Below are 24,291 nucleotides of genomic sequence, written 5' to 3' on the forward strand. Positions count from 1 at the left end.
GATTCACTCCTTGCTGGATAGGGCAGGTACTTTGAAAACGTGACGCAAATAGGCGACAAAATTCGGATCGGTGCAATGGGTCTTGCCCGCTTCATCGGAGATCTTCGCGACGGGCTGGCCATTGCAGGCGGTCATTTTAAGCACGATGCTCATCGGTTCCACCCCTGGAATATCACAGGTCAGGTTGGTGCCGATGCCAAAGCTCACATTAATGCGACCACGCAGTGCCCGGAATATCTCCAATGACTTGGGCAAAGTCAGACTGTCGGAGAACACCAGGGTCTTGCTCATCGGTTCGATGCCCAGCTTGTGGTAGTGAGCGATGGCTTTTTCTGCCCACTGGATTGGATCACCGGAGTCATGGCGCAGGCCGTCGAACAGCTTGGCGAAGTACAAGTCGAAGTCGCCGAGGAACGCGTCGGTGGTGATGCAATCGGTGAGGGCGATACCCAGCAGGCCCCGGTACTCGCGCACCCAGCAATCAAGCGCGGCGATCTGGCTGTCGATCAGGCGCGGGCCGAGTTGCTGGTGGGCCATGATCCATTCGTGGGCCATGGTGCCCAGCGGCTTCATATCGAACTCACGGGCCAGGTGCACGTTGCTGGTGCCGACAAAGCGCCCCGGAAAATCGTGCTTGAGCACGCTCACCACTTCTTCTTGCACCCGGTAGGAAAAGCGCCGGCGTGTGCCGAAGTCCGCCACTTGCAGCTCCGACAGCTCGTCGCTGCAGGCATTGGCGGTCAGCCAGTCGAACTTGCGGTACAGCTGCTCGCGGGCCTGTTCAAGGATCACGGTCTGGTAGCGGTAGCGGTTACGCACCTCGCTGACGATGGCCAGCATCGGCACTTCAAACAGGATCACATGCAGCCACGGCCCGCGCAGGCGGATAAACAACTCGCCGTTCTCGATGCCGGTTTGCACATACCGCAGGTTGAAGCGAAACAGCCCGAGGAAGCGTAAAAAGTCCGGCTTCATAAAGCTGATGCGTTCCAGGAAGCCCAGTTGATCGGGGCTCAGGCTCAGCTCGGCGAGGCGCTCGATCTGGTAACGGATCTCCGCCAGGTAAGGGCGCAGGTCTTCACTGTTACGGCAACGAAACTCCCATTCAACTTCCACGTTCGGGTAGTTGTGCAGCACCGCCTGCATCATGGTCAGCTTGTAGAAGTCGGTGTCGAGCAGGTTCTGCACGATGCGATCGGCAAACACACTCTCGCTCATAACGGGAATCTCCAGACGGGTCGGCGATGGAGGCCGGCCTTTACGCACAATTGAGGAAGGGGGTTAGTGGCGCATAGACCTGTGGGGGATTGCCAGTGATTTTTTCAGTGAGGCTATTGGCGCCATCGCAGGCAAGCCAGCTCCCACCGTTGAAATGCATTCCAATGTGGGAGCTGGCTTGCCTGCGATGGCGGTTTTCCAGGCGCCTAAATAACCTGCTCCATCATCCACTTCACAAACTCGCGCACCTTGGGCACCTCCGCAGAATGCTCAGGATACGCCAGGTAATAAGCATCCTGGCTTGGCATCCCATACTGCCAGGGAATCACCAACTTGCCCTCGGCCAATTCTTCCTCCACCAGAAAACGCGGCAACAACGCCACGCCACACCCCACCTGCGCCGCACGGATGCACATGTAGAACGTGTCGAACCGCGGCCCATGGTAGCTGTGCTCGGTATGAAAGCCCTGGCTGGCGAACCAGTCATGCCAGCCCTGGGGCCGCGAGGCGTTTTGCAGCAGCACCAGCTCGCTCAGTTGCGTGGGGTCGGTGAAGGGCTGGGCGGGCAGGCTCTCGGGCGCACACACCGGTACCAGCTCTTCACTGAACAGTTTCAGGCTCTCGGTGCCGGGACGTGCGCCCTGGCCGAAGTAGAACGCCATGTCGGCCTTGCCTTGCAACAACTCGTCCGGGTCCTGCTCGTTGCACAGGTCCAGGTGGATCTGCGGGTGACGCAAGCGCCAACCCTTGAGGCGCGGCACCAGCCAGCGTGCGCCGAAGGTGTAGGGCGTGGACACACGCAGCACTTCGGTTTCGCCGCCGTAGGAGCGCAGGTAGTGGGTAGACATCTCTACCTGGGTGAGGATCTTGCGCACTTCCACCAGGTACAGGTCGCCCGCCGGGGTCATCTGCAAGCGCCGGCGCACGCGGCGAAACAGCAGGTGTTGCAACAGTTCTTCCAGCTGCGCCACCTGTTTGCTCACCGCGCTTTGGGTGAGGTTCAGTTCCTCGGCGGCGCGGGTGAAGCTCAGGTGGCGGGTGGCCGCTTCGAAACACTGCAGGGCGGTGATCGAGGGCAAATGTCTTTTGTTCAGCACGGCATGCCTCTTCTTATTCTTTGCATGAATAAAGGGAATGATATCTCGCCTAATCGTCGTTTGTTGGCAAGTCTTGGGCCAGCTACAAATAGGGCCAGGATCGCCGTGCGTATTGCGGTGCGAATTTTTGTATGCAGATTGAAGGAGTGACCCATGGTTGCCGCATTGCTTGATCGTCTCGGGGTAAACCCGGTGCTGTACCAGGCCGGGAAACAACCCGTGCATTCACCGATTGATGGCAGCCGTATCGGCAGTGTCCATTGGGAAGGCGCCGCCGAGGTGGAGCAACAGGTCAGTCGCGCCGAGCATGCATTCGAGGCCTGGCGCAAGGTGCCGGCACCGCGGCGTGGCGAGCTGGTGCGCCAGTTCGGTGATGTATTGCGCGAATACAAGGCCGACCTGGGTGAACTCGTTTCCTGGGAAGCCGGCAAGATCACCCAGGAAGGCTTGGGGGAAGTGCAGGAAATGATCGACATCTGCGACTTCGCCGTCGGCCTGTCGCGCCAGCTGTACGGCTTGACCATCGCCTCCGAGCGCCCCGGCCACCATATGCGTGAAACCTGGCACCCGCTGGGCGTGGTCGGCGTGATCAGCGCCTTCAACTTCCCGGTGGCCGTGTGGGCGTGGAACACTGCGCTGGCCTTGGTGTGCGGCAACGCGGTGATCTGGAAACCGTCGGAAAAGACCCCGCTCACCGCACTGGCCTGCCAAGCCCTGTTCGAGCGCGTGCTGAAGACGTTCGACGGTGCTCCCGAGTACCTCAGCCAAGTGATCATCGGCGGCCGCGACGCCGGCGCTGCGCTGGTGGATGACCCGCGCGTCGCCCTGATTAGCGCCACCGGCAGCACGCGTATGGGCCGTGAAGTGGCACCCAAAGTCGCCGCGCGTTTTGCCCGCAGTATCCTTGAACTGGGCGGCAACAACGCGATGATCCTCGGCCCGAGCGCCGACCTGGACATGGCCGTACGCGCCATCCTGTTCAGCGCAGTGGGCACCGCCGGCCAACGCTGCACCACCCTGCGCCGGCTGATTGCCCATGAGTCGGTCAAGGAAGAAATCGTCACCCGCCTCAAGGCTGCTTATTCCAAGGTGCGCATCGGCCACCCGCTGGAAGGCAACCTGATCGGCCCGCTGATCGACAAGCACAGCTTCGACAACATGCAGGACGCCCTTGAGCAAGCCTTGAGCGAAGGCGGCAAGGTGTTCGGCGGCAAGCGCCAACTGCAAGACAAATTCCCCAACGCCTACTACGTATCGCCGGCCATCGTGGAAATGCCCGAGCAAAGCGACGTGGTGTGCAGCGAAACCTTCGCACCGATTCTTTACGTGGTGGGCTACACCGACTTCGCCGAAGCCCTGCGCCTGAACAACGCCGTGCCGCAAGGCTTGTCGTCCTGCATCTTCACCACCGACGTGCGTGAAGCCGAGCAGTTCATGTCGGCGGTGGGCAGCGACTGTGGCATTGCCAACGTCAACATCGGCCCGAGTGGCGCGGAAATCGGTGGCGCGTTCGGGGGTGAAAAGGAGACCGGCGGCGGGCGTGAGTCGGGCTCGGATGCGTGGCGCGGGTATATGCGCCGGCAGACCAATACCGTGAACTACTCGCTGGAGCTGCCGTTGGCACAAGGCATCACCTTCGACTGACCAGACTGATCGTTCCCACGCTCTGCGTGGGAACTCATCCTGTGACGCTCCGCGTCACGACAATGCGGACGCGGAGCGTCCAAGGCTACATTCCCACGCAGAGCGCGGGAACGAGCGGTGGTGAATTCATCCCGGAGTCTGGCAATGGCACTGCGCGAAACATGTTTATGGGAACACCTCACCCCTGGCCGCCCCGACCGGGCCGCGCTCAAGGGCGCGGTCAAGGTGGATGTGTGCGTGATCGGCGCCGGCATCACCGGTTTGTCGGCGGCCATTCATTTGCTGGAGCAGGGTAAAAGCGTCGCCGTACTGGAGGCCCATCGCACCGGCCACGGCGGTTCCGGGCGCAACGTCGGGCTGGTCAACGCCGGCCTGTGGATTCCACCGGACGAGATCGAGGCCGGTTTCGGCACGGCGGTGGGCAGCCAACTCAACCGCATGTTGGGTGCGGCGCCGTCCCTGGTGTTCAGCCTGATCGACAAGTACAACATCGACTGCCAATTGCGCCGTGAAGGCACCTTGCACATGGCGCACAACGCCCGTGGCGAGGCGGATTTGCGCAGCCGTGAGCAGCAGTGGAAACGCCGTGGCGCGCCGGTTGAGTTACTCACCGGCCAGGTCTGCGAGCACGCCACCGGCACCCGCAAAATCGCCGCCGCGCTGCTCGATCGGCGCGCCGGCACCTTGAACCCCATGGCCTACACCACGGGGTTGGCGAATGCCGCCGTGGGGCTGGGCGGGCAATTGTTCGATCATTCGCCGGTCACCCAGCTTGAGCGTCAAGGCGCCGATTGGTCGGTGCAGACCGCCGAGGGCGCGGTGCAGGCCGCGCAGGTGGTGATCGCCTCCAACGCCTACACCGAAGGCGAATGGACCGAGTTGCGGCGTAACTTCTTCCCCGGCTATTACTACCAGGTGGCATCGGCGCCGCTGACCGATGACGCGGCCAAGCAGATCCTCCCCGGCGGCCAAGGCTCATGGGACACGCGCCAGGTCCTGAGCAGCATTCGTCGCGATGCCGATGGCCGCCTGTTACTCGGCAGCCTCGGCAATGGCAACCAGAAACCGGCATGGTTTCTCAAAGCGTGGGCCGATCGGGTGCAGCAACATTACTTCCCGTACCTCAAACCGGTGCAGTGGGAATACACCTGGACCGGCTGCATCGCGTTCACCCCCGACCACTTGATGCGCCTGTTCGAACCGGCCCCCGGCCTGGTGGCGGTCACCGGTTATAACGGGCGCGGGGTGACCACCGGCAGCGTGGTGGGCAAGGCGTTTGCCGACTACCTGTGTCACCAGGACCCCCAAGCCTTGCCGATCCCCTTTGCGCCCATGCAACCCCTGGCCGGGGTAGGCCTGCGCAGTTGCCTGTATGAAGCCGGCTTCTCGCTCTATCACGCCGGGCAATGCCTGAGGATCGTGATCTGATCAGCGAAATACCCCTCAGAAGCCTGCATTTTCTTAGCAGGCTACCCATCTGTATTGGTGCAAGTCGTAGCAATCACGCACTGTAAATGTGCAGTTCCGTTACGCACGTTGTTACAGCTGTAGGAACTGTCGTTTATGCCTGTGGTTGCAGGTGCGACCTGCCAGGGTTGTACTTTTTTGCAGTGTTGGTTGCACCTGTAGACGCTAGACGGTTGCACGTCCTGGCAAAAGGCGTCGAAACGCCTGTAATAACAATGACACCGTGTCTTTTTGAAGAATAAAAACGTAATGGCACGCGGCTTGCTCTGAGCTTTCGGTGAAAGGTTTGAATGCAAGTTGTCGTGCCAAAAATCAAAAATATCGGAGCACCACTCATGTCCCAGACGTTTTACAAGAAAGGTTTTCTGGCCCTCGCCGTTGCTGCGGCGCTGGGTGTTTCTACGTTTGTTCAAGCTGATGTGAAAATTGGTGTGGCGGGCCCGATGACGGGTGCCAACGCCGCTTTCGGTGAGCAGTACATGAAGGGTGCCCAGGCGGCAGCCGACGTTATCAACAAGGCCGGCGGCATTAACGGCGAGCAGATCAAGCTGGTGGCGGGCGACGACGCCTGTGAACCCAAGCAGGCCGTGGCCGTGGCCAACCGCCTGGCCGACCAGGACAAAGTGATCGGCGTGGTCGGGCACTTCTGTTCATCCAATACCATCCCGGCGTCTGAGGTTTACGACGAAGCGGGCATCATCGCCATCACCCCAGGCTCCACCAACCCACAAGTGACCGAACGCGGCCTGGGCGCCATGTTCCGCATGTGCGGGCGTGACGACCAGCAAGGCATCGTCGCCGGCGACTACATCGTCGATGTGCTCAAGGGCAAGAAAGTCGCGGTGATCAACGACAAGGACACCTACGGCAAAGGCTTGGCCGACGCCACCGCAGCCCAGTTGACCAAGCGCGGCGTCAAGCCGGTGCTGGAAGAGGGCCTGACCCGTGGCGAGAAAGACTTCAGCGCCCTGGTTACCAAGATCCGTTCCCTGGGCGCCGACGTCGTGTACTTCGGCGGCCTGCATCCGGAAGCCGGCCCACTGGTGCGCCAGATCCGTGAAGCGGGCTTGAAAGACGTCAAGTTCATGTCCGATGACGGCGTGGTCACCGACGAACTGGTAGCCACCGCCGGCGGCGCGCAGTACGTCGATGGCGTGTACATGACCTTCGGCGCCGACCCGCGCCTGCTGCCCGACAGCAAGACCGTGGTGGAAGAGTTCCGCAAGAACGGCACCGAGCCAGAAGGCTACACCCTGTACGCCTACGCCTCGATCCAGGCCCTGGCCGCCGGTTTCAACGGTGCCAAGTCCAACAAGGGCGAAGACGCTGCCAAGTGGCTCAAGGCCAACCCGGTTAAAACCGTCATGGGCGAAAAAGCCTGGGATTCCAAGGGCGACCTGAAAGTCTCTGACTACGTGGTTTACCAGTGGGACAAAGACGGCAAATACCATCAGTTGGAAAAGCAGAAGTAAGTACAAGCACCACGGACTCAATGTGGGAGCGGGCTTGCTCGCGAAAGCAGAGTGTCAGTCGCCGAATGTGTTTATGACACACCGCATTCGCGAGCAAGCCCGCTCCCACATAAGGGCTGTGTTTTGACCCCGATCTGTCTTTTCCTCCAGAAGCGCCGCACACCCACCGGTGTGCAGGTGCTCACCGCGTGAGATTGCGTTATGGATGGTATTTTCCTGCAGCAACTGGTCAACGGCCTGACCCTCGGGTCGGTTTATGGCCTGATCGCCATCGGCTACACAATGGTCTATGGCATCATTGGCATGATCAACTTCGCCCACGGCGAGGTTTATATGATTTCCGCTTACCTCGCGGCGATCAGTCTGGCACTGCTGGCTTACTTCGGCATCGAATCCTTCCCGCTGCTCATTCTCGGTACCTTGATCTTCACCGTGGTCGTCACCGGCGTGTACGGTTGGGTGATTGAGCGTGTCGCCTACAAACCGTTGCGTAACTCCACCCGCCTGGCACCGCTGATCAGCGCCATCGGCATCTCACTGATCCTGCAGAACTACGCACAGATCGCCCAGGGCGCCAAGCAACAAGGGATTCCCACCCTGCTGGCCGGCGCCTGGCGCGTCGATATCGGCACCGGGTTTGTACAACTGACCTACACCAAAGTGTTCATTCTGGTCGCCGCTTTTGCTGGCATGGCCTTGCTCACCTACATCATCAAATACACCAAGCTGGGCCGCATGTGCCGCGCTACCCAGCAAGACCGCAAGATGGCCTCGATCCTGGGCATCAACACCGACCGCGTGATCTCCTACGTGTTTGTCATCGGTGCCGCCATGGCCGCCCTGGCCGGCGTGCTCATCACCCTCAACTACGGCACCTTCGACTTCTATGCCGGCTTCATCATCGGCATCAAGGCGTTTACCGCAGCGGTACTCGGCGGCATCGGCTCCCTGCCTGGGGCGATGCTCGGCGGGATCATCCTCGGTATTTCCGAGTCGCTGTTCTCGGGGTTGATCAACTCTGACTACAAAGACGTGTTCAGTTTCTCCCTGCTGGTGGTGATTCTGATTTTCCGTCCCCAGGGCCTGCTTGGTCGCCCACTCGTGGCTAAGGTGTAAACATGTCTGCTGCCAAATCCATTGATATCAAGAAAAGTGTGGTCGATACGGTGCTCGCGGGGCTGATTTCGCTGATCGTGTTCGGCCCGATTGTCGGCGTGGTGCTCGACGGCTACAGCTTCAACCTGGAACCTGCGCGGGTTGCCGTGCTGGTCGCCATCGTCATGGCCGGGCGCTTTGCCCTGAGCCTGTTCCTGCAAACCCCCAAGGGCGTGAAGATCCTGCAAGGGTTTGAGAGCAGCGGCTCCGGCGTGCACGTGCTGCCACCGGACTACAAGTCGCGGCTGCGCTGGATCATTCCGGCGCTGATCGTGATCGCCATCGTGTTCCCGATCTTTGCCAACAAGTACCTGCTCACCGTGGTGATCCTGGGGCTGATCTACGTGTTGCTCGGCCTGGGCCTGAACATCGTGGTGGGCCTGGCGGGCCTGCTCGACCTGGGTTACGTGGCCTTCTACGCCATCGGTGCGTACGGTCTGGCGCTGGGTTATCAATACTTGGGCCTGGGCTTCTGGACCGTGCTGCCACTGGCGGCCATCGCGGCGGCGTTGGCGGGATGCATACTCGGCTTCCCGGTGCTGCGAATGCACGGTGACTACCTGGCCATCGTGACCCTGGGTTTTGGTGAAATCATTCGCCTGGTGCTAAACAACTGGCTGTCGTTTACCGGCGGCCCGAACGGTATGCCCGTGCCGTCACCAACCTTCCTGGGCCTGGAGTTTGGCAAGCGTGCAAAGGATGGCGGCATTCCGTTTCACGAGTTTTTCGGCATCGATTACAACCCTAATATCAAGTTCATGTTCATCTACATCGTGCTGTTCTTGGTGGTGCTGGCCGTGCTGTACATCAAGCATCGCCTGACGCGCATGCCGGTCGGTCGCGCCTGGGAAGCCCTGCGCGAAGATGAAATCGCCTGCCGCTCCATGGGCCTGAACCATGTGCTGGTCAAACTCTCGGCCTTCACCATTGGCGCGTCCACCGCCGGTTTGGCCGGGGTGTTCTTTGCCAGCTACCAGGGCTTCGTCAACCCGTCGTCGTTTACGTTCTTTGAGTCAGCGTTGATCCTCGCCATCGTGGTGTTGGGCGGCATGGGCTCGACGGTCGGCGTGGTGATTGCCGCGTTTGTGCTGACCGTGGCGCCTGAATTGCTGCGCAGCTTCTCCGAATACCGCGTGTTGCTGTTTGGCGTGTTGATGGTGGTGATGATGATCTGGAGGCCGCGTGGCTTGATTCGCATCAGCCGTACCGGCGTGACTCCACGCAAGGGGGTAGCGCCATGAGCAAGGAAGTCGTGCTGTCCGTCGAACACCTGATGATGCACTTCGGAGGCATCAAGGCCCTCAGTGATGTGAGCCTGCAGGTCAAACGCAACTCGATCTTCGCCCTGATCGGCCCCAACGGCGCCGGCAAGACCACGGTGTTCAACTGCCTTACCGGCTTCTACAAAGCCAGTGGCGGCAAGATCGAACTCAACGTACGGGGCAAGCAAACCAACGTCATCCAACTGCTCGGCGAGCGCTTTGAGGCCACCGACTTCGTGTCGCCCAAAAGCTTCCTCAGCCGTGTGTACTACAAGATGTTCGGCGGCACCCATCTGGTGAATCGCGCGGGCCTTGCGCGCACCTTCCAGAACATTCGTCTGTTCAAGGAAATGTCGGTGCTGGAAAACCTGCTGGTGGCTCAGCACATGTGGGTCAACCGCAACATGCTCGCCGGCATCCTCAATACCAAGGGCTACCGCAAGGCCGAAAGTGATGCGCTGGATTGCGCGTTCTACTGGCTGGAAGTGGTCGACCTGGTGGACTGCGCCAACCGCCTGGCCGGCGAGCTCTCCTACGGCCAGCAGCGCCGCCTGGAGATCGCCCGCGCCATGTGCACGCGGCCGCAGATCATCTGCCTGGATGAACCGGCAGCGGGCCTCAACCCTCAGGAAACCGAAGCCCTCAGCGCGATGATTCGCCTGCTGCGCGACGAACACGACCTCACGGTGGTGCTGATCGAACACGACATGGGCATGGTGATGAGTATTTCCGACCACATTGTGGTGCTGGACCACGGCAACGTGATCGCCGAAGGCGGCCCGGATGCGATCCGCAACGACCCGAAAGTGATCGCCGCCTACCTGGGCGCGGACGAAGAGGAGCTGGTATGAGTGCACCTATCCTCGAAATGAAGGACCTGGACGTGTTCTATGGCCCGATCCAGGCCCTGAAAAAAGTCTCGCTGCACATCAACGAAGGCGAAACCGTCAGCCTGATCGGCTCCAATGGCGCGGGTAAATCCACGTTGCTGATGTCGATCTTCGGTCAGCCTCGGGCCGAGTCGGGGCAGATCCTCTACAACGGCGTCGACATTACCCACAAGTCGTCCCACTACATCGCTTCCAACGGCATTGCGCAGTCGCCGGAAGGGCGGCGGGTGTTCCCTGACATGACCGTCGAGGAAAACCTGCTGATGGGCACCATCCCTATTGGCGACAAGTTCGCCAGTGAAGACATGCAGCGCATGTTCGAGCTGTTCCCCAGGCTCAAGGAGCGGCGCAACCAGCGGGCGATGACCATGTCCGGTGGTGAGCAGCAAATGCTCGCCATCGCCCGTGCGCTGATGAGCCGGCCCAAGCTGTTGCTGCTCGATGAGCCAAGCCTGGGGTTGGCGCCGATTGTGGTGAAGCAGATCTTTTCCACCCTGCGCGAGCTGGCGTCCACTGGGATGACCATCTTTCTGGTGGAGCAGAACGCCAACCATGCGCTGCGCCTGTCGGACCGGGCCTATGTAATGGTCAATGGTGAGATTCGCCTGACAGGCACCGGCAAGGAGTTGCTGGTGAACGAGGAAGTGCGCAACGCCTACCTGGGTGGTCACTGACCTAAGATCCAGGCGCATCAACCCTGTGGGAACCGGGCCTTATGTGGGAGCCGGGCTTGCCCGCGATAGCATCACCTCGGTTTAGCTGACATACCGAGGTGGCCGCATCGCAGGCAAGCCAGCTCCCACCCAAAGCCGGTTCCCACATTTGTTTTTGCGATGTCCACAAGCGCTCAACCAAATTGTGGAAAACAAATCCAGCCCACCTCAAAAGCGCGACATATAGCCGCCGCAAATCCCTGTTTTGTCACAGTTTTGACTTGTCCCCATCCACTGTGGAACCGGCTGTGGGTAACGTGGGAGTAGCTGGCTGAAAGCCTTTAAATACGTGGCTTACAGCTCTGTGGTTGTTTTTTGATCAGCGTGTTTTTCACGAGCGCCCCAGGGGTTTGTCAACCTGTTTAAAGACACAGGTATATGAACGAAATAAGTCATTCCTGCCTGTGGATAAGTCTGTGACTAAACTCTGGAAAGACGCGCGCAGGGGCCGGAATGACTGGCCTGGAGCCATCGTTGTGTTTTTCTGCATTTGTCAGCGCCTACATAGGCGCTCCCCCAGGTCAAGAAAAAAACTTTCTAAAACCGCCTGCAACCCTTGTACACAGCGGCTTTGAGCCATTTGCACTTGCCCCCAAAGACTGTGGGCGCAGTTGTGGATAACCTGCGCGCATATGGCTGCAAGCCACGGTTTATAAGGCTTTAATAGTGTTGGTTAAAAAATGACCAGTTGCGCAGGCATGTGCGTGCATAGCGGTTGCCGCAACGGCGGCGTAAGGGCATTCTGCTGGCTGTTTTTTTCCCGATGCCCGTAAGGAGAACACCATGTCCGACACGCTGTTTATCACTGGCGCCACTTCAGGTTTCGGCGAAGCCTGTGCCCGTCGTTTTGCCGAGGCCGGCTGGAAACTGGTGCTCACCGGTCGTCGTGCCGAGCGCTTGAACGCCTTGGTCGAAGAGCTTTCCAAGCAGACCGAAGTGCATGGCCTGGTGGTGGATGTGCGCGACCGTAAAGGCATGGAGGAGGCCATCGCCAACCTGCCGCCGTCGTTCGCCAAGCTGCGTGGCCTGATCAACAACGCAGGTCTCGCCGTGGGCACCGACCCGGCACCCAAGTGCGACCTCGACGACTGGGAAACCATGGTCGATACCAACATCAAGGGCCTGCTGACCACCACCAATCTGCTGTTGCCGCGCCTGATCGCCCATGGCCGTGGCGCCGGGATCATCAACCTGGGCTCCATCGCCGGTAACTACCCGTACCCGGGCAGCCATGTGTATGGCGGTTCCAAGGCGTTCGTGAAGCAGTTCTCGTTGAACCTGCGCTGCGACTTGCAAGGCACCGGCGTGCGCGTGACCAATATCGAGCCGGGCCTGTGTGAGAGCGAGTTCTCCCTGGTGCGCTTCGGCGGTGACCAGGCGCGTTACGACGCCACCTATGCCGGGGCCGAGCCGATCCAGCCGCAGGATATTGCCGATACGATTTTCTGGGTGATGAATACCCCGGCCCACGTGAACATCAACCGCCTGGAGCTGATGCCGGTGAGCCAGACCTGGGCTGGGTTTGCGATTGAGCGTGGGGCCAAGGGCTAAGCACCTGCGCGACACACGCTGATCGTTCCCACGCTCCGCGTGGTAATGCCGCCGGGGGCGCTCTGCGCCCCGCTTTCAGTGGCGGCAAATCGGCCAAAATGCGGCATAAGGTACACTGCCGGCCTGAAAACCCCACCGCACCCAGCGGTTTAAAGGTTTTGACAGGAGGCAATGTGAGTAACCGAGGTGAGCAGGCACTGCTCAAACAATCGACCATCCTGATGTTCGCAGTCGCGATCGCCGGGATTGTCACGGGTGTGATATCCGGCGCCCAATCCATTCTGTTCGACGGCTTTTTCTCGCTGATCGCCACCGCCATCAAGGTGTTGATGCTGATCACGGCCAAGCTGATCGCCAAGAAAAGCAACGAGCGTTTCCAGTTCGGCTATTGGCACCTGGAACCGATGGTGCTGTTGATAGAAGGCAGTTTCCTGCTGTTGATCGCCATCTACGCGTTCCTCAATGGCGTGTTCGGCATTATCAATGGCGGGCGCGAAATCGAGTTGGGGCTGGTGATCATTTATGCGGCGGTGTTTACCGTCGTGGAGTTCGCCTACTTCTTCTACGTGCGCTATCGCAATCGCACACTCAAATCGTCATTGATCCAGTTCGACAACATCAGCTGGCTGGTGGACGCGATGCTGTCGGTGGGCTTGTTGATCAGCTTCCTGGCGGCGCTGTTGCTCAAGTCCCAGGGCTATGGCGAGTGGGCAGTCTACGTGGACCCGTTGATCCTGATCCTGCTGGCCCTGAGCATGCTGGCGCCGGCATTCAAGATTTTGCGCCCGGCGTTGCGCGAAGTATTGGGCATCGCGCCGGATCACTTGGACGACAAGGTCCGCGAAGTGATGGACGCGGCGCAGGCCAAGCATGGTTTCGACGACTACGTGTCCTATGTGCAGAAGCACGGGCGCGCGCGGTTTATCGAGATTCATGTGGTGCTGCCGGCGGATTACCCGGTGGATAACGTCGCCACCCTTGATGGGCTGCGTGAGGAGATATCCACAGGGCTGGGGGCGGCGGATGCGGCGCGGTGGTTGACGATCAGTTTTACCGGGGATCGCAAGTGGATTGCGTGAGGTCAGTTAGACCGAGGTGAGGCTATCGCAGGCAAGCCAGCTCCCACAGTTGATAGTGTTCGCACATTCAAGTGTGGGAGCCGGCTTGCCTGCGATGGGGCCCTGCTGGTCAGCCCAGATGCCGGATCAAACCCTGATAGCAAGTCGCCAAGTGATAAGGCGTAGTCGAAGGCATATCCCGTCGGCTCACCTTACCCTCGGCATCCAGGCATTCATGCCAACCCTTTGCATGCAAAAAGCGCTGTTGCAGCGCCTGCAACTGACGCAGCAGCACTGCTTCGCTACCTGGCCGCAAGGTCAGCGCCCGCAGGTACTCCGCCTGCGCCCAGATCCGTTGGGTGCCGTCGCGCACCGTGCCATCCAGCGCGAGCATGCCGCTGACCGCGCCGCTTAACTTATCCACACCCTTTTGCTCGGCATAGGCAAATGCCCGTGTCAGCGAGCCATGCAACGCGGTGCCGCGCAGCACAGCTGAAGATTCGAGCAAAAAGAACCATTCGAACTGGTGCCCCGGTTCAAACCAGTTATCCACAGCACCCAGCGGTTTCTCCATCATCACGCCGTGCTCGCGGTCGATGAAGCGTTGCTGCATGGCCGTCGCCAATGCCAGCAGGGCCGCTTGTACCTCGGCATCCTCACGCACCGCGAGGGTGGCCAGGAAACCTTCAGCCAGGTGCATCAACGGGTTTTGCAAGGGGCCCGCGTTGAGCGAGGCCCAATTGCGCTCCAGTACCGCTTCGTACAAGCCGTCGCCGGTGGCAAAGCGTTGGGCGACGACTTCCAGGGCGGCGTTGAGCACCGACTCTACCAACGGCTCACGCACCTTGGCCCAGTAATGGGCGCAGGCAAAAATAATGAAGGCGTGGGTGTAGAGGTCTTTGCGCTTGTCCAGCGGTTGGCCGGCGGGGTCGATGCTGTAGAACCAGCCACCGTGTTCGGCATCATGAAAGTGCCGTTGCAGGGAGCGAAACAGCGCCGCCGCACGTTCTTCGGCGAACGCCGCGTCGGGTTCGCCGATCAGGCTGGCGAACAGGTACAACTGCCGGGCGCAGGCCATGGCGCGATAGCGCTGTGGGGGCAGAGGCTGGTGGTCGGCGTCCAGGGCCTCAAAGGGCAGTGCCAGGTCGGCATTCCAGCCCGGGCCTTGCCAGAGCGGCACGATCAGGTCATGGAAGTGCGTGAGCACAGGCGTCAGGGAAGAGGGGGAAGCGATGGGCATTGGCTGGCGTCGTCACGGCAGGGGTGTAGGCGCGCATGGTAGCAGGCTGATCGTTCCCACGCTCTGCGTGGGAACGCATTTTATGACGCTCTGCGTCATGCTTTGGGACGCAGAGCGTCCTCGGCTGCGTTCCCACGCGGAGCGTGGGAACGAGAGGCCCTCAGCAGTGCCGCAAATCAGCCCGCCAGCAACCAAACCCCAGTCGCCGCCGAAGCCGCCCCGGCCACTCGCACCAGTGGCGCTGCAGCTGCTGGTAAAAAGCGCACCACCGCATAACCCGCAGCGTGCAACACGGCAGTCGCCCCCACAAACCCAGCCGCATACGCCCAAGGGCTGGTCATATCCGGCAGTTCCAGGCCATGGGCCACGCCGTGAAACAACGCAAACAAGGCCGTGGCGCCCACGGCCACGAACAGCGGTGGCCGCACCGCCAATGCTACCGCCAGGCCCAGGGCGAGCACGGAAGCAGCAATCCCGCTTTCCAGTGCCGGCAGTTGCAGCCCTTCAAAACCCAGCACGCCGCCGATCAGCATGGTGCCGACAAAGGTACACGGCAGCGCCCAGCGCGCGGCGCCTTTTTGCTGGGCAGCCCAGAGGCCCACCGCAACCATGGCCAGCAAGTGATCGAGGCCGCCCAAGGGGTGGCTGATACCGGCCACCAGGCCATTGTCGCCATGGCCCGGATGGGCGAAGGCCAGGGCCGGGGCGAGCAGCAGCGCGGCGGCGGCGAAAAGTCTGTTGAGTCTCATGGACAGGTTCCTTATGGGTTGATCAGGCGGCGGTCAGCAGGCCCTGGCGTTCGATGAAGGCGACAATGTCATCCAGGCCGACCCCGGTTTTCTGGTTGCTGAACACAAAGGGTTTGCCGTTGCGCATGCGCTGGGTGTCGCTGTTCATCAGTTCCAGCGAGGCGCCGACCAGCGGGGCCAGGTCGATCTTGTTGATCACCAGCAGGTCGGATTTGCAAATACCGGGCCCGCCCTTGCGCGGCAGCTTGTCGCCCGCAGACACATCGATCACATAGATGGTCAGGTCCGACAGTTCCGGGCTGAAGGTGGCCGACAAGTTGTCGCCGCCGGACTCCACCAGAATCAGGTCCAGGCCGGGAAAACGGCGGTTGAGCTGGTCCACGGCCTCCAGGTTGATCGAGGCATCTTCGCGAATCGCCGTGTGCGGGCAGCCACCGGTTTCCACGCCAATGATGCGCTCCGGCGCCAGGGCCTGGTTGCGCACCAGGAAGTCGGCGTCTTCGCGGGTGTAGATATCGTTGGTGACCACCGCCAGGTTATAGCGATCGCGCAGCGCCAGGCACAGGGCCAGGGTCAGGGCGGTCTTGCCCGAGCCTACCGGGCCGCCGATACCGACGCGCAGGGGTTGTGTGTTCATGTGCTTCTCCACAATCAGGAACGGAACAGGCGGCTGTACTGGCGCTCATGGGCCATGCACGCCAGGGACAGGCCAAAAGCGGCGCTGCCCAAATGGTTAGGGTTAATGCGCTCGGCATCCTGCTGGGCTTGTTGCAGCAACGGCAGCAGTTCGCTGGTCAACCGCTGGGCCGCTTGCTGGCCCAGTGGTAGGGTTTTCATCAGCACCGCTAGTTGGTTTTCCAGCCAGCTCCACAGCCAGGCGGCAAGGGCGTCGTCGGCGCTGATGTGCCAGGCGCGCGCGGCCAGGGCCCAGCCAAGGGCCAGGTGCGGTTCGTCGCGTTGGGCGAGAAAGTCACGGGCGCTGTCGTCCAGTTCCGGCAAGCCGTTGAGCAGTTGTTGCAATGAGTAGCCCATCTGGCGGCTCTCCTGATACAGCTCGCGGGTCTCACGACTGGCACGGTGCTCGTCGCACAACTGCGCCAGCTTCGTTCTGTTAATGGCCATCGTGGTACTGGTGTTGGTGTTCTTCGACTGGAACCGCATCAAGCCGCCCCTCAATGCCAAGGTCTCCGAAGAGCTGCATCGCCCGTTCGCCATTAACGGCAACCTCGCCGTGGTGTGGCAGCGTGAGCCCGATGAAGGCGGCTGGCGCGCCTGGGTGCCGTGGCCCCATGTGATTGCCGAAGACCTGACACTGGGTAACCCCGATTGGTCGAAACAACCGCAGATGGTCACGCTCAAGAAGGTTGAGCTGCGCATATCGCCCCTGGCCTTGCTGGTGCAGCGTGTGGTGATCCCGCGCATCGACCTCACTGAACCCAGTGCCCAGTTGCAGCGCCTGGCGGATGGCCGCGCCAACTGGACCTTCAAGTTCGACCCCAAGGACCCCAACGCCGAACCGTCCAACTGGGTGGTGGACATTGGCGCCATCGGCTTCGACAAAGGCCATGTGACCCTCGACGATCAAAGCCTCAAGACCCAGCTGGATGTGATCATCGACCCGCTGGGCAAGCCGATTCCCTTCGGTGAAATCGTCGGCGACGCCGATGCCAAAAAGGCCCTGGAAAAAGGCTCGGCGCCCCAGGACTACGCGTTCGGCCTCAAGGTCAAAGGCCAGTATCATGGCCAGAAGCTTGCGGGCACGGGCAAGATCGGTGGCTTGCTGGCCTTGCAGGACGCGGCCAAGCCGTTCCCGCTGCAAGCCCAGGTCAAGATCGCCGACACCAGCATCGCGCTGGCCGGTACCCTGACCGACCCGCTGAACCTCGGCGCCCTGGACCTGCGCCTGAAACTGTCGGGCAGCAGCCTGGGCAACCTGTACCCGCTGACCGGCGTGACCCTGCCGGACTCGCCGGCCTATTCCACCGACGGCCATCTGATCGCCAAACTGCATGAAGCCAGCGGCGCCTCCTTCCGCTACGAGAACTTCAACGGCAAGATCGGCAACAGCGACATCCATGGCGACCTGGCCTATGTCGCCAGCCAGCCACGGCCCAAGCTCAGCGGCGCGCTGGTGTCCAATCAGTTGCTGATGGATGACCTGGCGCCTTTGATCGGCGCGGACTCCAACGCCAAGCAAAAAGCCCGTGGTGGTGAAAGCAAACAGCCGGCGACCAAAGTGCTGCCGGTTGAAGAGTTCCGCACCGAGCGTTGGCACGATATGGATGCTGACGTCGAGTTCACCGGCAAGCGCATCGTGCACAGCGCCGATTTGCCCTTTACCGACCTCTACACCCACCTGATACTCAACGACGGCCAACTGAGCCTCGAACCCCTGCGCTTCGGCGTGGCCGGTGGCAAGCTCGATGCGCAGATTCGCTTGAACGGCCGCACCACACCGATGGAGGGCCGCGCCAAACTCACGGCGCGTAACTTCAAGCTCAAGCAGTTGTTCCCCACCTTCGAACCGATGAAAACCAGCTTTGGTGAACTCAACGGCGATGCCGATATTGCCGGGCGCGGTAACTCGGTGGCGGCACTGTTGGGCACCTCCAACGGCGACCTGAAGATGCTCATCAACGATGGCGCCATCAGCCGTAGCCTGATGGAAATCGCCGGGCTCAACGTGGGTAACTACGTGGTAGGCCGCCTGTTCGGCGACGAGGAAGTGAAGATCAATTGCGCGGCGGCGGACTTCGGCATCAAGACGGGCCTGGCGACCACGCGGTTGTTTGTGTTCGATACCGAGAACGCGATCATCTACATCGACGGCACCGCGAATATGGCCACCGAGCAGTTGGACCTGACCATCACGCCGGAATCGAAGGGCTTTCGCCTGTTCTCCCTGCGTTCACCGCTGTACGTCAACGGGCCGTTCATCAAGCCCAATGCCGGGGTCAAGGCCATCCCGCTGGCCCTGCGTGGTGCCGGCATGGTCGCCCTGGGTGTGATTGCCGGGCCGGCCGCCGGCTTGCTCGCCTTGGTGGCCCCAAGCGGTGGTGAGCCCAATGAGTGCGCACCGTTGCTGCAACAGATGAAGGAAGGCAAGGCGCCAAAAACTGTTAAGTAACTGTGGGAGCGGGCTTGCCCGCGATAGCGGAGTATCAGTCAATGATTTATCTACTGATCCAACGCTATCGCGGGCAAGCCCGCTCCCACAGTGGGGTGTTGCAGTGTTAGTGGTTACAGGTCCTGCAGAATATCCGCCATGTCGTCGGCGTGTTCTTCTTCCTGGGCCAGGATGTCTTCGAAGATGCGACGGGTCGTCGGGTCTTTGTCACCGATGTACTGGATGATCTCGCGGTAGCTGTCTACGGCGATCCGCTCGGCCACCAGGTCTTCGTAGACCATTTCCTTCAAGGTGTTGCCTGCCACGTATTGCGCATGGGAGTTCTTCGACAGCAGGTCGGGGTTGAACTCCGGCTCGCCGCCCAGCTGCACGATGCGTTCGGCCAGTTTGTCGGCGTGCTCGGCTTCCTGAGTGGCATGTTCCAGGAACTCATCGGCAGCCACGCTGGCCTTGAGGCCGTTGGCCATGAAGTAGTGACGCTTGTAGCGCAGCACGCAGACCAGTTCGGTGGCCAGCGACTCGTTGAGCAGGCGGATGATTTCTTCGCGGTCGGCGTCGTAGCCTTCGGTTACGGCGCCGTTTTCGACGTTCTGGCGGGCGCGGCTGCGCAGGGTTGCAACGTCAGTCAATTGTGCTTGAGTCATTTCAATCTCCTGGGGCTAATCCGGTTGTACGCCACGCTCTGCCGGCGGGGTCGTTATCAGGTGTGAGTCCTGGGCGGAGCAAAAAGTTTTATTGGATTTGCCGGCGGGTGTCATCTTCTGGTCGCGGGCGTGGGCTAGCCTGACTTTATTCCGTCTGGATCAAGGACGTTCGGCCCATGCCGCAGTCGTTAGCTACACGTTACCCCTTGGTGCTGGTGCCCGGCATGCTGGGTTTTGTACGCCTGGGGTGGTTCCCCTACTGGTACGGCATCGTCCCGGCGCTGCGGGCTGGTGGGGCGCAGGTATTTGCTGTGCAGGTTGCGCCGCTGAATTCCAGCGAGGTGCGCGGTGAGCAGTTACTGGTGCAGATCGAGCGGATTCTGCGCGAAACCGGCGCCGACAAGGTCAACCTGATCGGGCATAGCCAGGGCTCGCTCACCGCTCGCTATGCGGCGGCCACGCGCCCGCAATGGGTGGCCTCGGTGACCTCGGTGGCCGGGCCCAATCATGGCTCGGAACTGGCCGATCATATCCACGCCCATTACCCGGTCGACAGCGTCAAAGGCCGGCTGATGAGCGCTGCCTTTCACTTGGCAGCCTGGGTGATGGGCCTGCTGGAAACCGGCTATCGCGGGCCGCGCTTCAAGGCCGATCTGCCGGCCTCGCACCAGTCCCTGACCAGCGCGGGTGTGGCGCTGTTCAATCGCCAATATCCCCAGGGGTTGCCCCAGGAATGGGGTGGGCAGGGAGTGGAGGAGGTCAACGGTGTGCGCTATTACTCGTGGTCCGGCACCTTGCAGCCGGGCAAGACCGACCGCGGGCGCAACTTGCTGGATGGGACGAATCGCAGTTGCCGCTGGTTCGCCCGCAGCTTTGTGCGGGAGAAGGGCCAGTGTGACGGCCTGGTCGGGCGTTACAGCTCGCACCTGGGCACGGTGATCGGCGATGACTACGCCCTGGACCACTTCGATATCGTCAACCAATCCCTGGGGCTGGTGGGCAATGGGGCCGAGCCGATCCGTTTGTTTGTCGAGCATGCCCGGCGGCTGAAGGCGGCCGGGGTTTAACCGGGCAGCCGCGTTATCGTTCTTCGCAGGCAAGCCAGCTCCTACCTTTGAAATGCATTCCCCTGTGGGAGCTGGCTTGCCTGCGATAGCGATGGCTCAGGCCACGCTGACCCTCCGGCCAACCGGCGTGGTCCAACGCTCCGACAAAATCACCCCACCCAAGGTCAGCAAACCGCCCACCAAGTGATACAGCGCCAACTCTTCCTTGAGCACCAGCGCCGCAATCAGCGCGGTAATCAAGGGCAGCAGGTTGAAAAACAGCGTGGTACGGCTTGGCCCCAGGGTCTTCACCGAGTGCATCCACGCCAACGGCGCCAGCATCGACGCTAGCAGGCACGCATACAGCACCAGCGGGATATTCGCCCAGCCCAGACCTGCCTTGGCCGAGAACAGGTACAGCGGAAACAGCACCACCACCGCCACCAGCACTTGCAAATACAGGAGCACCAACGGCGGCAGGCGCAGCTGCCATTTTTTTAGCAGGGTGCTGTAGACCGCGTAGGCCAGCGTGGCAATCAGCATCATGCCGTCGCCCAGGTTGACCCCATGTTGCAGCAGCGCGCCCAGGCTGCCGGCTGACACCACCACTACCACGCCTGCGAACGACAGCACCGCGCCGGTCAAGGCGCCAAAGGTCAGGCGTTGACCAAGGCTGATGATCGCGGCGGTCAGCGCCATCAGCGGCATCAGCGACAGGATGATGCCCATGTTGGTGGCGCTGGTCAGCGTCGCGGCGTAGTAAGCCAGGCTTTGATACACCGCCATGCCGAGCACGCCGAGGATAAAGATCTTGCCCAGGTTGGGGCGGATCTGCGGCCAGTGGGCGACCACCGGTTTGAGCATGAACGGCGTGAACAGCAACGCTGCGAACAGCCAGCGGTAAAAGCCGATTTCAGCCGGGAAGATCGAGCCCACGGCCAATTTGTTGACCACGGTGTTGCCGGCCCAGATAAAGATAGCCAGCAGTGGATACGCGTATTGCATTGAAAAGAAACCCAGTGTGTTGACGAGGCAGGATTATCCTCTGTCTGGATCGAAGCCTATACTGCGATCCAGACAACCGAGCGTTGAATCCAGACAATATGTCCCGACACACCGTACGCCTGCCCGATTTCGCCCGCCTGCCAAGCCCGGTGTACTTTCGGTATTCCGATTTTGCCCCGGACACCGAATGCACCCCGCACCAGCACACCTGGGGCTCGCTGGATTACTCGGCCAGCGGCGTGATGCGCATGGAAGTGGCGGGCAATCGCTTCATGTCGCCACCGCAGTACGCGGTGTGGGTGCCGCCGCATACCGAGCACAGCTCCTACAATGCCGAGGCGATTGTCTACCACTCCGTAGGCCTGGCGCCGCAGCTGTGCGAGCAGTTGCCGCAGCAGCCTTGCACCCTGGCGATCAGCGACATTCTCAAGGCGATCCTCAAGGATTTCGCCCTGCGCGATGTCAATGCACCGCGCACCGATGCTGACATTCGTCTGGCCCAAGTGCTGGTGGACCAGCTCCGGCAGGCGCCGGTTCACGACTGCTTCCTGCCCTACGCCCGCCACCCTGGGTTGCTTGGGGTCTTGGAGGGCATGCAGGCCGCGCCGGGAGACAACCGCCCGCTGGCGCAATGGGCCGAGCAGGTGCATGTGAGCGAGCGCACCCTGGCACGCCAGTTTGTGCGCGAGTTGGGCATGAGCTTTGGCGAATGGCGCCAGCGCCTGCGCTACCTGGCGGCCATCGAAGCGCTGGACAGCGACCGCAGCGTGCAACACGTGGCGTTTGATCTGGGCTACAGCACCGCCTCGGCGTTTATCGCCATGTTCCAGCGCCACGCTGGCTGCACGCCGGAGCAATACCGACGGGCGAATATCCGTGGCCGGTGAAGTTGTAACAGGTTTTGACTACACTGCGCGGTAGGCCGTGCCCGTCGGCACGGTAACAGGGAGAAAACTCCATGAAGATGCTGCGTATTCCGTTGTTGATGATGGGCCTGCTGATGTGTGCCCAGGGTTTTGCCGCCACTGCCCAGCAGAACAAAATGACCACCTGCAATGCCGAGGCCACCACCAAGACGCTCAAGGGCGATGACCGCAAGGCCTTCATGAAGACCTGCCTGTCGGCACCTGCCGCCAACGACGCCAAGACCCTGACCCCGCAGCAGCAGAAGATGAAAGACTGCAATGCGTCGGCGAAAACCCAAGCCTTGGCCGGTGACGCGCGCAAAACCTTCATGAGCACCTGCCTGAAGAAATAATAGCCCCGGGCCATAGAAGGCTGCGACACTCGCACACAGCCCCTTTGTAGGAGCGAGCTTGCTCGCGAAAAACGTGAACGATCACACGGGCGCCCTGACTAAACGAGGCGCTCTTGCGTTTTTCGCGAGCAAGCTCGCTCCTACAACATCCTTCAACGCCGTTTGTTTTGAGGCTGTATGCCAACGTTTTCTCAGCGTCATGTGTTGTTGCTGTCCAGCTACATCATCATTTTCGGCGGGTTGCTGCTGGTACTGCCGCTGAAATTGCTGCCCAGCCTGCTGGCCGGCCTGTTGGTCTATGAGCTGGTCAACATGCTCACCCCTCAACTGCAACGCCTGATCGAAGGCCGGCGCGCACGCTGGCTGGCGGTGGCTTTGCTGGGCACCTTGATTGTCAGCGTGCTGGCCTTGATCTTCGCCGGCGCCATCAGCTTCCTGCTCCACGAAGCGGAAAACCCCGGGGCGTCCCTGGATAAATTCATGGGCGTGGTCGACCGCGCGCGCGGCCAATTGCCGCCGTCCATCGACGCTTACCTGCCCGCCAGTGCCGCCGAGTTCCGCGTGGCCATCGGCGATTGGCTGAGCAAGCACCTGAGTGAACTGCAACTGGTCGGCAAAGACGCCGCCCACATGTTCGTCACCTTGCTGATCGGTATGGTGCTGGGCGCGATCATCGCCTTGCAGCGCGTGCCCGACCTGACCAAGCGCAAACCCTTGGCCGCGGCGCTGTTCGACCGCCTGCACCTGCTGGTTCAGGCGTTTCGCAACATCGTTTTTGCCCAGATCAAGATCGCCGCGCTGAACACGGCCTTCACCGCGGTGTTCCTGGCGGTGGTGCTGCCGTTGTGTGGCATCCACCTGCCGTTGACCAAGACCCTGATCGTGCTGACCTTCCTGCTCGGCCTGCTGCCGGTGATCGGTAACTTGATCTCCAACACGCTGATCACCATTGTGGCGTTGTCGTTGTCGATCTGGGTGGCGGTGGCGGCGCTGGGGTATTTGATCGTGATCCACAAGGTTGAGTACTTCCTCAACGCACGTATTGTTGGCGGGCAGATCAGTGCCAAGTCGTGGGAGTTGTTGTTGGCGATGCTGGTGTTTGAGGCGGCGTTCGGCTTGCCGGGGGTGGTGGCGGGGCCGATTTACTATGCCTATCTGAAGAGTGAGCTGAAGCTTGGGGGGATGGTTTAGGCCTTGTGTCGCCTGGGCTGACGCCATCGCGGGCAAGCCCGCTCCCACATTGAAATGCGATCACCTGTGGGAGCTGGCTTGCCTGCGATGGCTGCCTCACAGCCGGCCCCTATCTATCTGACGCCCCGCGATCAAACTGTGGGAGCGGGCTTGCTCGCGAAGGCGGCCTGGCAGTCAACGCAGTTGGATTGTGTGTATATCCATTGCTGCGGTAACGGCCGCTTAGGGTTCCGCCCTGACGGCGGGTCACTTTGGAAAAGCCCCAAAGTAACCAAAGGGCTCTTGCCCCACCACTCGGCACCTCGCTCACGCTCGGTGTGCCCGAACACAGGCTTGAATCCGTGGGCCGCCGCCACGCGCCATCCATGGCGCGGGGCGGCTAACCCGGCGTCCTGCCGGGTTACCCACGAATTCAAGCCTGCGTTCGGCCAGCGTGGTTTGACGGGGCGCTTAAGATCAAAAGCAGATCAAGATCAAGAGCGGCTCGCTTCGCATCGTGGTTAC

At 61.1% G+C, this 24,291-nt stretch carries 21 protein-coding genes and 1 pseudogene; 14 read left to right on the forward strand and 8 right to left on the reverse strand.

Features of this window, described 5'->3' with window-relative positions; genetic code table 11:
• Positions 1–3: 3 nt before the first annotated feature.
• On the reverse strand, positions 4–1,218 hold the full coding sequence (pncB, locus tag PSH76_RS02815) for a nicotinate phosphoribosyltransferase (RefSeq protein WP_305493562.1): 1,215 nt from the start codon (positions 1,216–1,218) through the stop codon (positions 4–6).
• 206 nt (positions 1,219–1,424) lie between these two features.
• A complete protein-coding gene (locus tag PSH76_RS02820; protein ID WP_305493563.1) occupies positions 1,425–2,315 on the reverse strand; it encodes a LysR family transcriptional regulator in 891 nt (296 codons plus the stop codon).
• A 153-nt stretch (positions 2,316–2,468) separates the two neighbouring features.
• Here PSH76_RS02820 and PSH76_RS02825 point away from each other — a divergent pair, with 153 nt between their 5' ends.
• The 9 genes from PSH76_RS02825 (at position 2,469) to PSH76_RS02865 (ending at position 13,548) form a co-directional block, all read left to right on the forward strand.
• Positions 2,469–3,959: an aldehyde dehydrogenase family protein gene (locus tag PSH76_RS02825; protein WP_305493564.1), complete on the forward strand. Its 1,491-nt coding sequence runs from the start codon at positions 2,469–2,471 to the stop codon at positions 3,957–3,959.
• 144 nt (positions 3,960–4,103) lie between these two features.
• Positions 4,104–5,387, forward strand: a complete 1,284-nt coding sequence (locus PSH76_RS02830) for an FAD-binding oxidoreductase (protein WP_305493565.1) — start codon at positions 4,104–4,106, stop codon at positions 5,385–5,387.
• Positions 5,388–5,761: 374 nt separating this feature from the next.
• Positions 5,762–6,898, forward strand: a complete 1,137-nt coding sequence (locus PSH76_RS02835; protein ID WP_098949717.1) for a branched-chain amino acid ABC transporter substrate-binding protein — start codon at positions 5,762–5,764, stop codon at positions 6,896–6,898.
• A 201-nt stretch (positions 6,899–7,099) separates the two neighbouring features.
• Complete coding sequence (locus tag PSH76_RS02840; RefSeq protein ID WP_003188099.1) at positions 7,100–8,014, forward strand: branched-chain amino acid ABC transporter permease; 915 nt, start codon at positions 7,100–7,102, stop codon at positions 8,012–8,014.
• 2 nt (positions 8,015–8,016) lie between these two features.
• A complete protein-coding gene (gene livM / locus PSH76_RS02845; protein ID WP_003188100.1) occupies positions 8,017–9,294 on the forward strand; it encodes a high-affinity branched-chain amino acid ABC transporter permease LivM in 1,278 nt (425 codons plus the stop codon).
• Positions 9,291–10,166, forward strand: coding sequence for an ABC transporter ATP-binding protein (locus tag PSH76_RS02850; protein WP_003188102.1), 876 nt, complete (start codon positions 9,291–9,293; stop codon positions 10,164–10,166). The genes livM and PSH76_RS02850 overlap by 4 nt, the downstream gene beginning before the upstream one ends.
• Positions 10,163–10,879, forward strand: coding sequence for an ABC transporter ATP-binding protein (locus PSH76_RS02855; protein ID WP_005784287.1), 717 nt, complete (start codon positions 10,163–10,165; stop codon positions 10,877–10,879). The genes PSH76_RS02850 and PSH76_RS02855 overlap by 4 nt, the downstream gene beginning before the upstream one ends.
• Before the next feature lie 822 nt (positions 10,880–11,701).
• Entirely contained in the window at positions 11,702–12,469 is a 768-nt protein-coding gene (locus PSH76_RS02860; RefSeq protein WP_005784288.1) for an SDR family oxidoreductase, read from the forward strand.
• A 173-nt stretch (positions 12,470–12,642) separates the two neighbouring features.
• Positions 12,643–13,548 carry a cation diffusion facilitator family transporter gene (locus tag PSH76_RS02865; RefSeq protein ID WP_003188105.1) on the forward strand — a complete coding sequence of 302 codons (906 nt, stop codon included), beginning with the start codon at positions 12,643–12,645 and terminating at the stop codon, positions 13,546–13,548.
• Between the two features lie 109 nt (positions 13,549–13,657).
• On the opposite strand, the gene PSH76_RS02870 is transcribed toward PSH76_RS02865, so the two are convergent.
• The 4 genes and pseudogenes from PSH76_RS02870 to PSH76_RS02885 all read right to left on the reverse strand — a co-directional run.
• Positions 13,658–14,767: an AGE family epimerase/isomerase gene (locus PSH76_RS02870; RefSeq protein ID WP_098949716.1), complete on the reverse strand. Its 1,110-nt coding sequence runs from the start codon at positions 14,765–14,767 to the stop codon at positions 13,658–13,660.
• Between the two features lie 176 nt (positions 14,768–14,943).
• On the reverse strand, positions 14,944–15,516 hold the full coding sequence (locus tag PSH76_RS02875; RefSeq protein WP_003188108.1) for a HupE/UreJ family protein: 573 nt from the start codon (positions 15,514–15,516) through the stop codon (positions 14,944–14,946).
• Positions 15,517–15,538: 22 nt separating this feature from the next.
• Positions 15,539–16,153 carry an urease accessory protein UreG gene (gene ureG / locus PSH76_RS02880; protein ID WP_003188109.1) on the reverse strand — a complete coding sequence of 205 codons (615 nt, stop codon included), beginning with the start codon at positions 16,151–16,153 and terminating at the stop codon, positions 15,539–15,541.
• Between the two features lie 14 nt (positions 16,154–16,167).
• A pseudogene (locus PSH76_RS02885) lies at positions 16,168–16,620 on the reverse strand (urease accessory protein UreF); the annotation flags it as partial.
• A 10-nt stretch (positions 16,621–16,630) separates the two neighbouring features.
• Between PSH76_RS02885 and PSH76_RS02890 the strand changes: the two are divergent.
• Complete coding sequence (locus PSH76_RS02890; RefSeq protein WP_305493566.1) at positions 16,631–18,643, forward strand: AsmA family protein; 2,013 nt, start codon at positions 16,631–16,633, stop codon at positions 18,641–18,643.
• A gap of 113 nt (positions 18,644–18,756) precedes the next feature.
• Here PSH76_RS02890 and PSH76_RS02895 read toward each other — a convergent pair whose 3' ends face one another.
• Positions 18,757–19,287 carry a bacterioferritin gene (locus PSH76_RS02895; protein WP_003188119.1) on the reverse strand — a complete coding sequence of 177 codons (531 nt, stop codon included), beginning with the start codon at positions 19,285–19,287 and terminating at the stop codon, positions 18,757–18,759.
• Between the two features lie 176 nt (positions 19,288–19,463).
• Between PSH76_RS02895 and PSH76_RS02900 the strand changes: the two genes are divergently transcribed.
• Entirely contained in the window at positions 19,464–20,354 is an 891-nt protein-coding gene (locus tag PSH76_RS02900) for a triacylglycerol lipase (RefSeq protein WP_305493567.1), read from the forward strand.
• Positions 20,355–20,450: 96 nt separating this feature from the next.
• Here PSH76_RS02900 and PSH76_RS02905 read toward each other — a convergent pair whose 3' ends face one another.
• Complete coding sequence (locus PSH76_RS02905; RefSeq protein WP_044271043.1) at positions 20,451–21,338, reverse strand: DMT family transporter; 888 nt, start codon at positions 21,336–21,338, stop codon at positions 20,451–20,453.
• 98 nt (positions 21,339–21,436) lie between these two features.
• On the opposite strand from PSH76_RS02905, the gene PSH76_RS02910 reads away from it, so the two are divergent.
• From PSH76_RS02910 to PSH76_RS02925, 3 genes are all read left to right on the forward strand, one after another.
• Entirely contained in the window at positions 21,437–22,225 is a 789-nt protein-coding gene (locus tag PSH76_RS02910) for a helix-turn-helix transcriptional regulator (RefSeq protein WP_032893796.1), read from the forward strand.
• 71 nt (positions 22,226–22,296) lie between these two features.
• Complete coding sequence (locus tag PSH76_RS02915) at positions 22,297–22,596, forward strand: PsiF family protein (RefSeq protein ID WP_003188123.1); 300 nt, start codon at positions 22,297–22,299, stop codon at positions 22,594–22,596.
• Between the two features lie 177 nt (positions 22,597–22,773).
• Complete coding sequence (locus PSH76_RS02925; protein WP_003188124.1) at positions 22,774–23,787, forward strand: AI-2E family transporter; 1,014 nt, start codon at positions 22,774–22,776, stop codon at positions 23,785–23,787.
• Positions 23,788–24,291 lie beyond the last annotated feature (504 nt).

It is taken from the genome of Pseudomonas sp. FP215, assembly GCF_030687795.1.
Taxonomy (GTDB): domain Bacteria; phylum Pseudomonadota; class Gammaproteobacteria; order Pseudomonadales; family Pseudomonadaceae; genus Aquipseudomonas; species Aquipseudomonas salmasensis.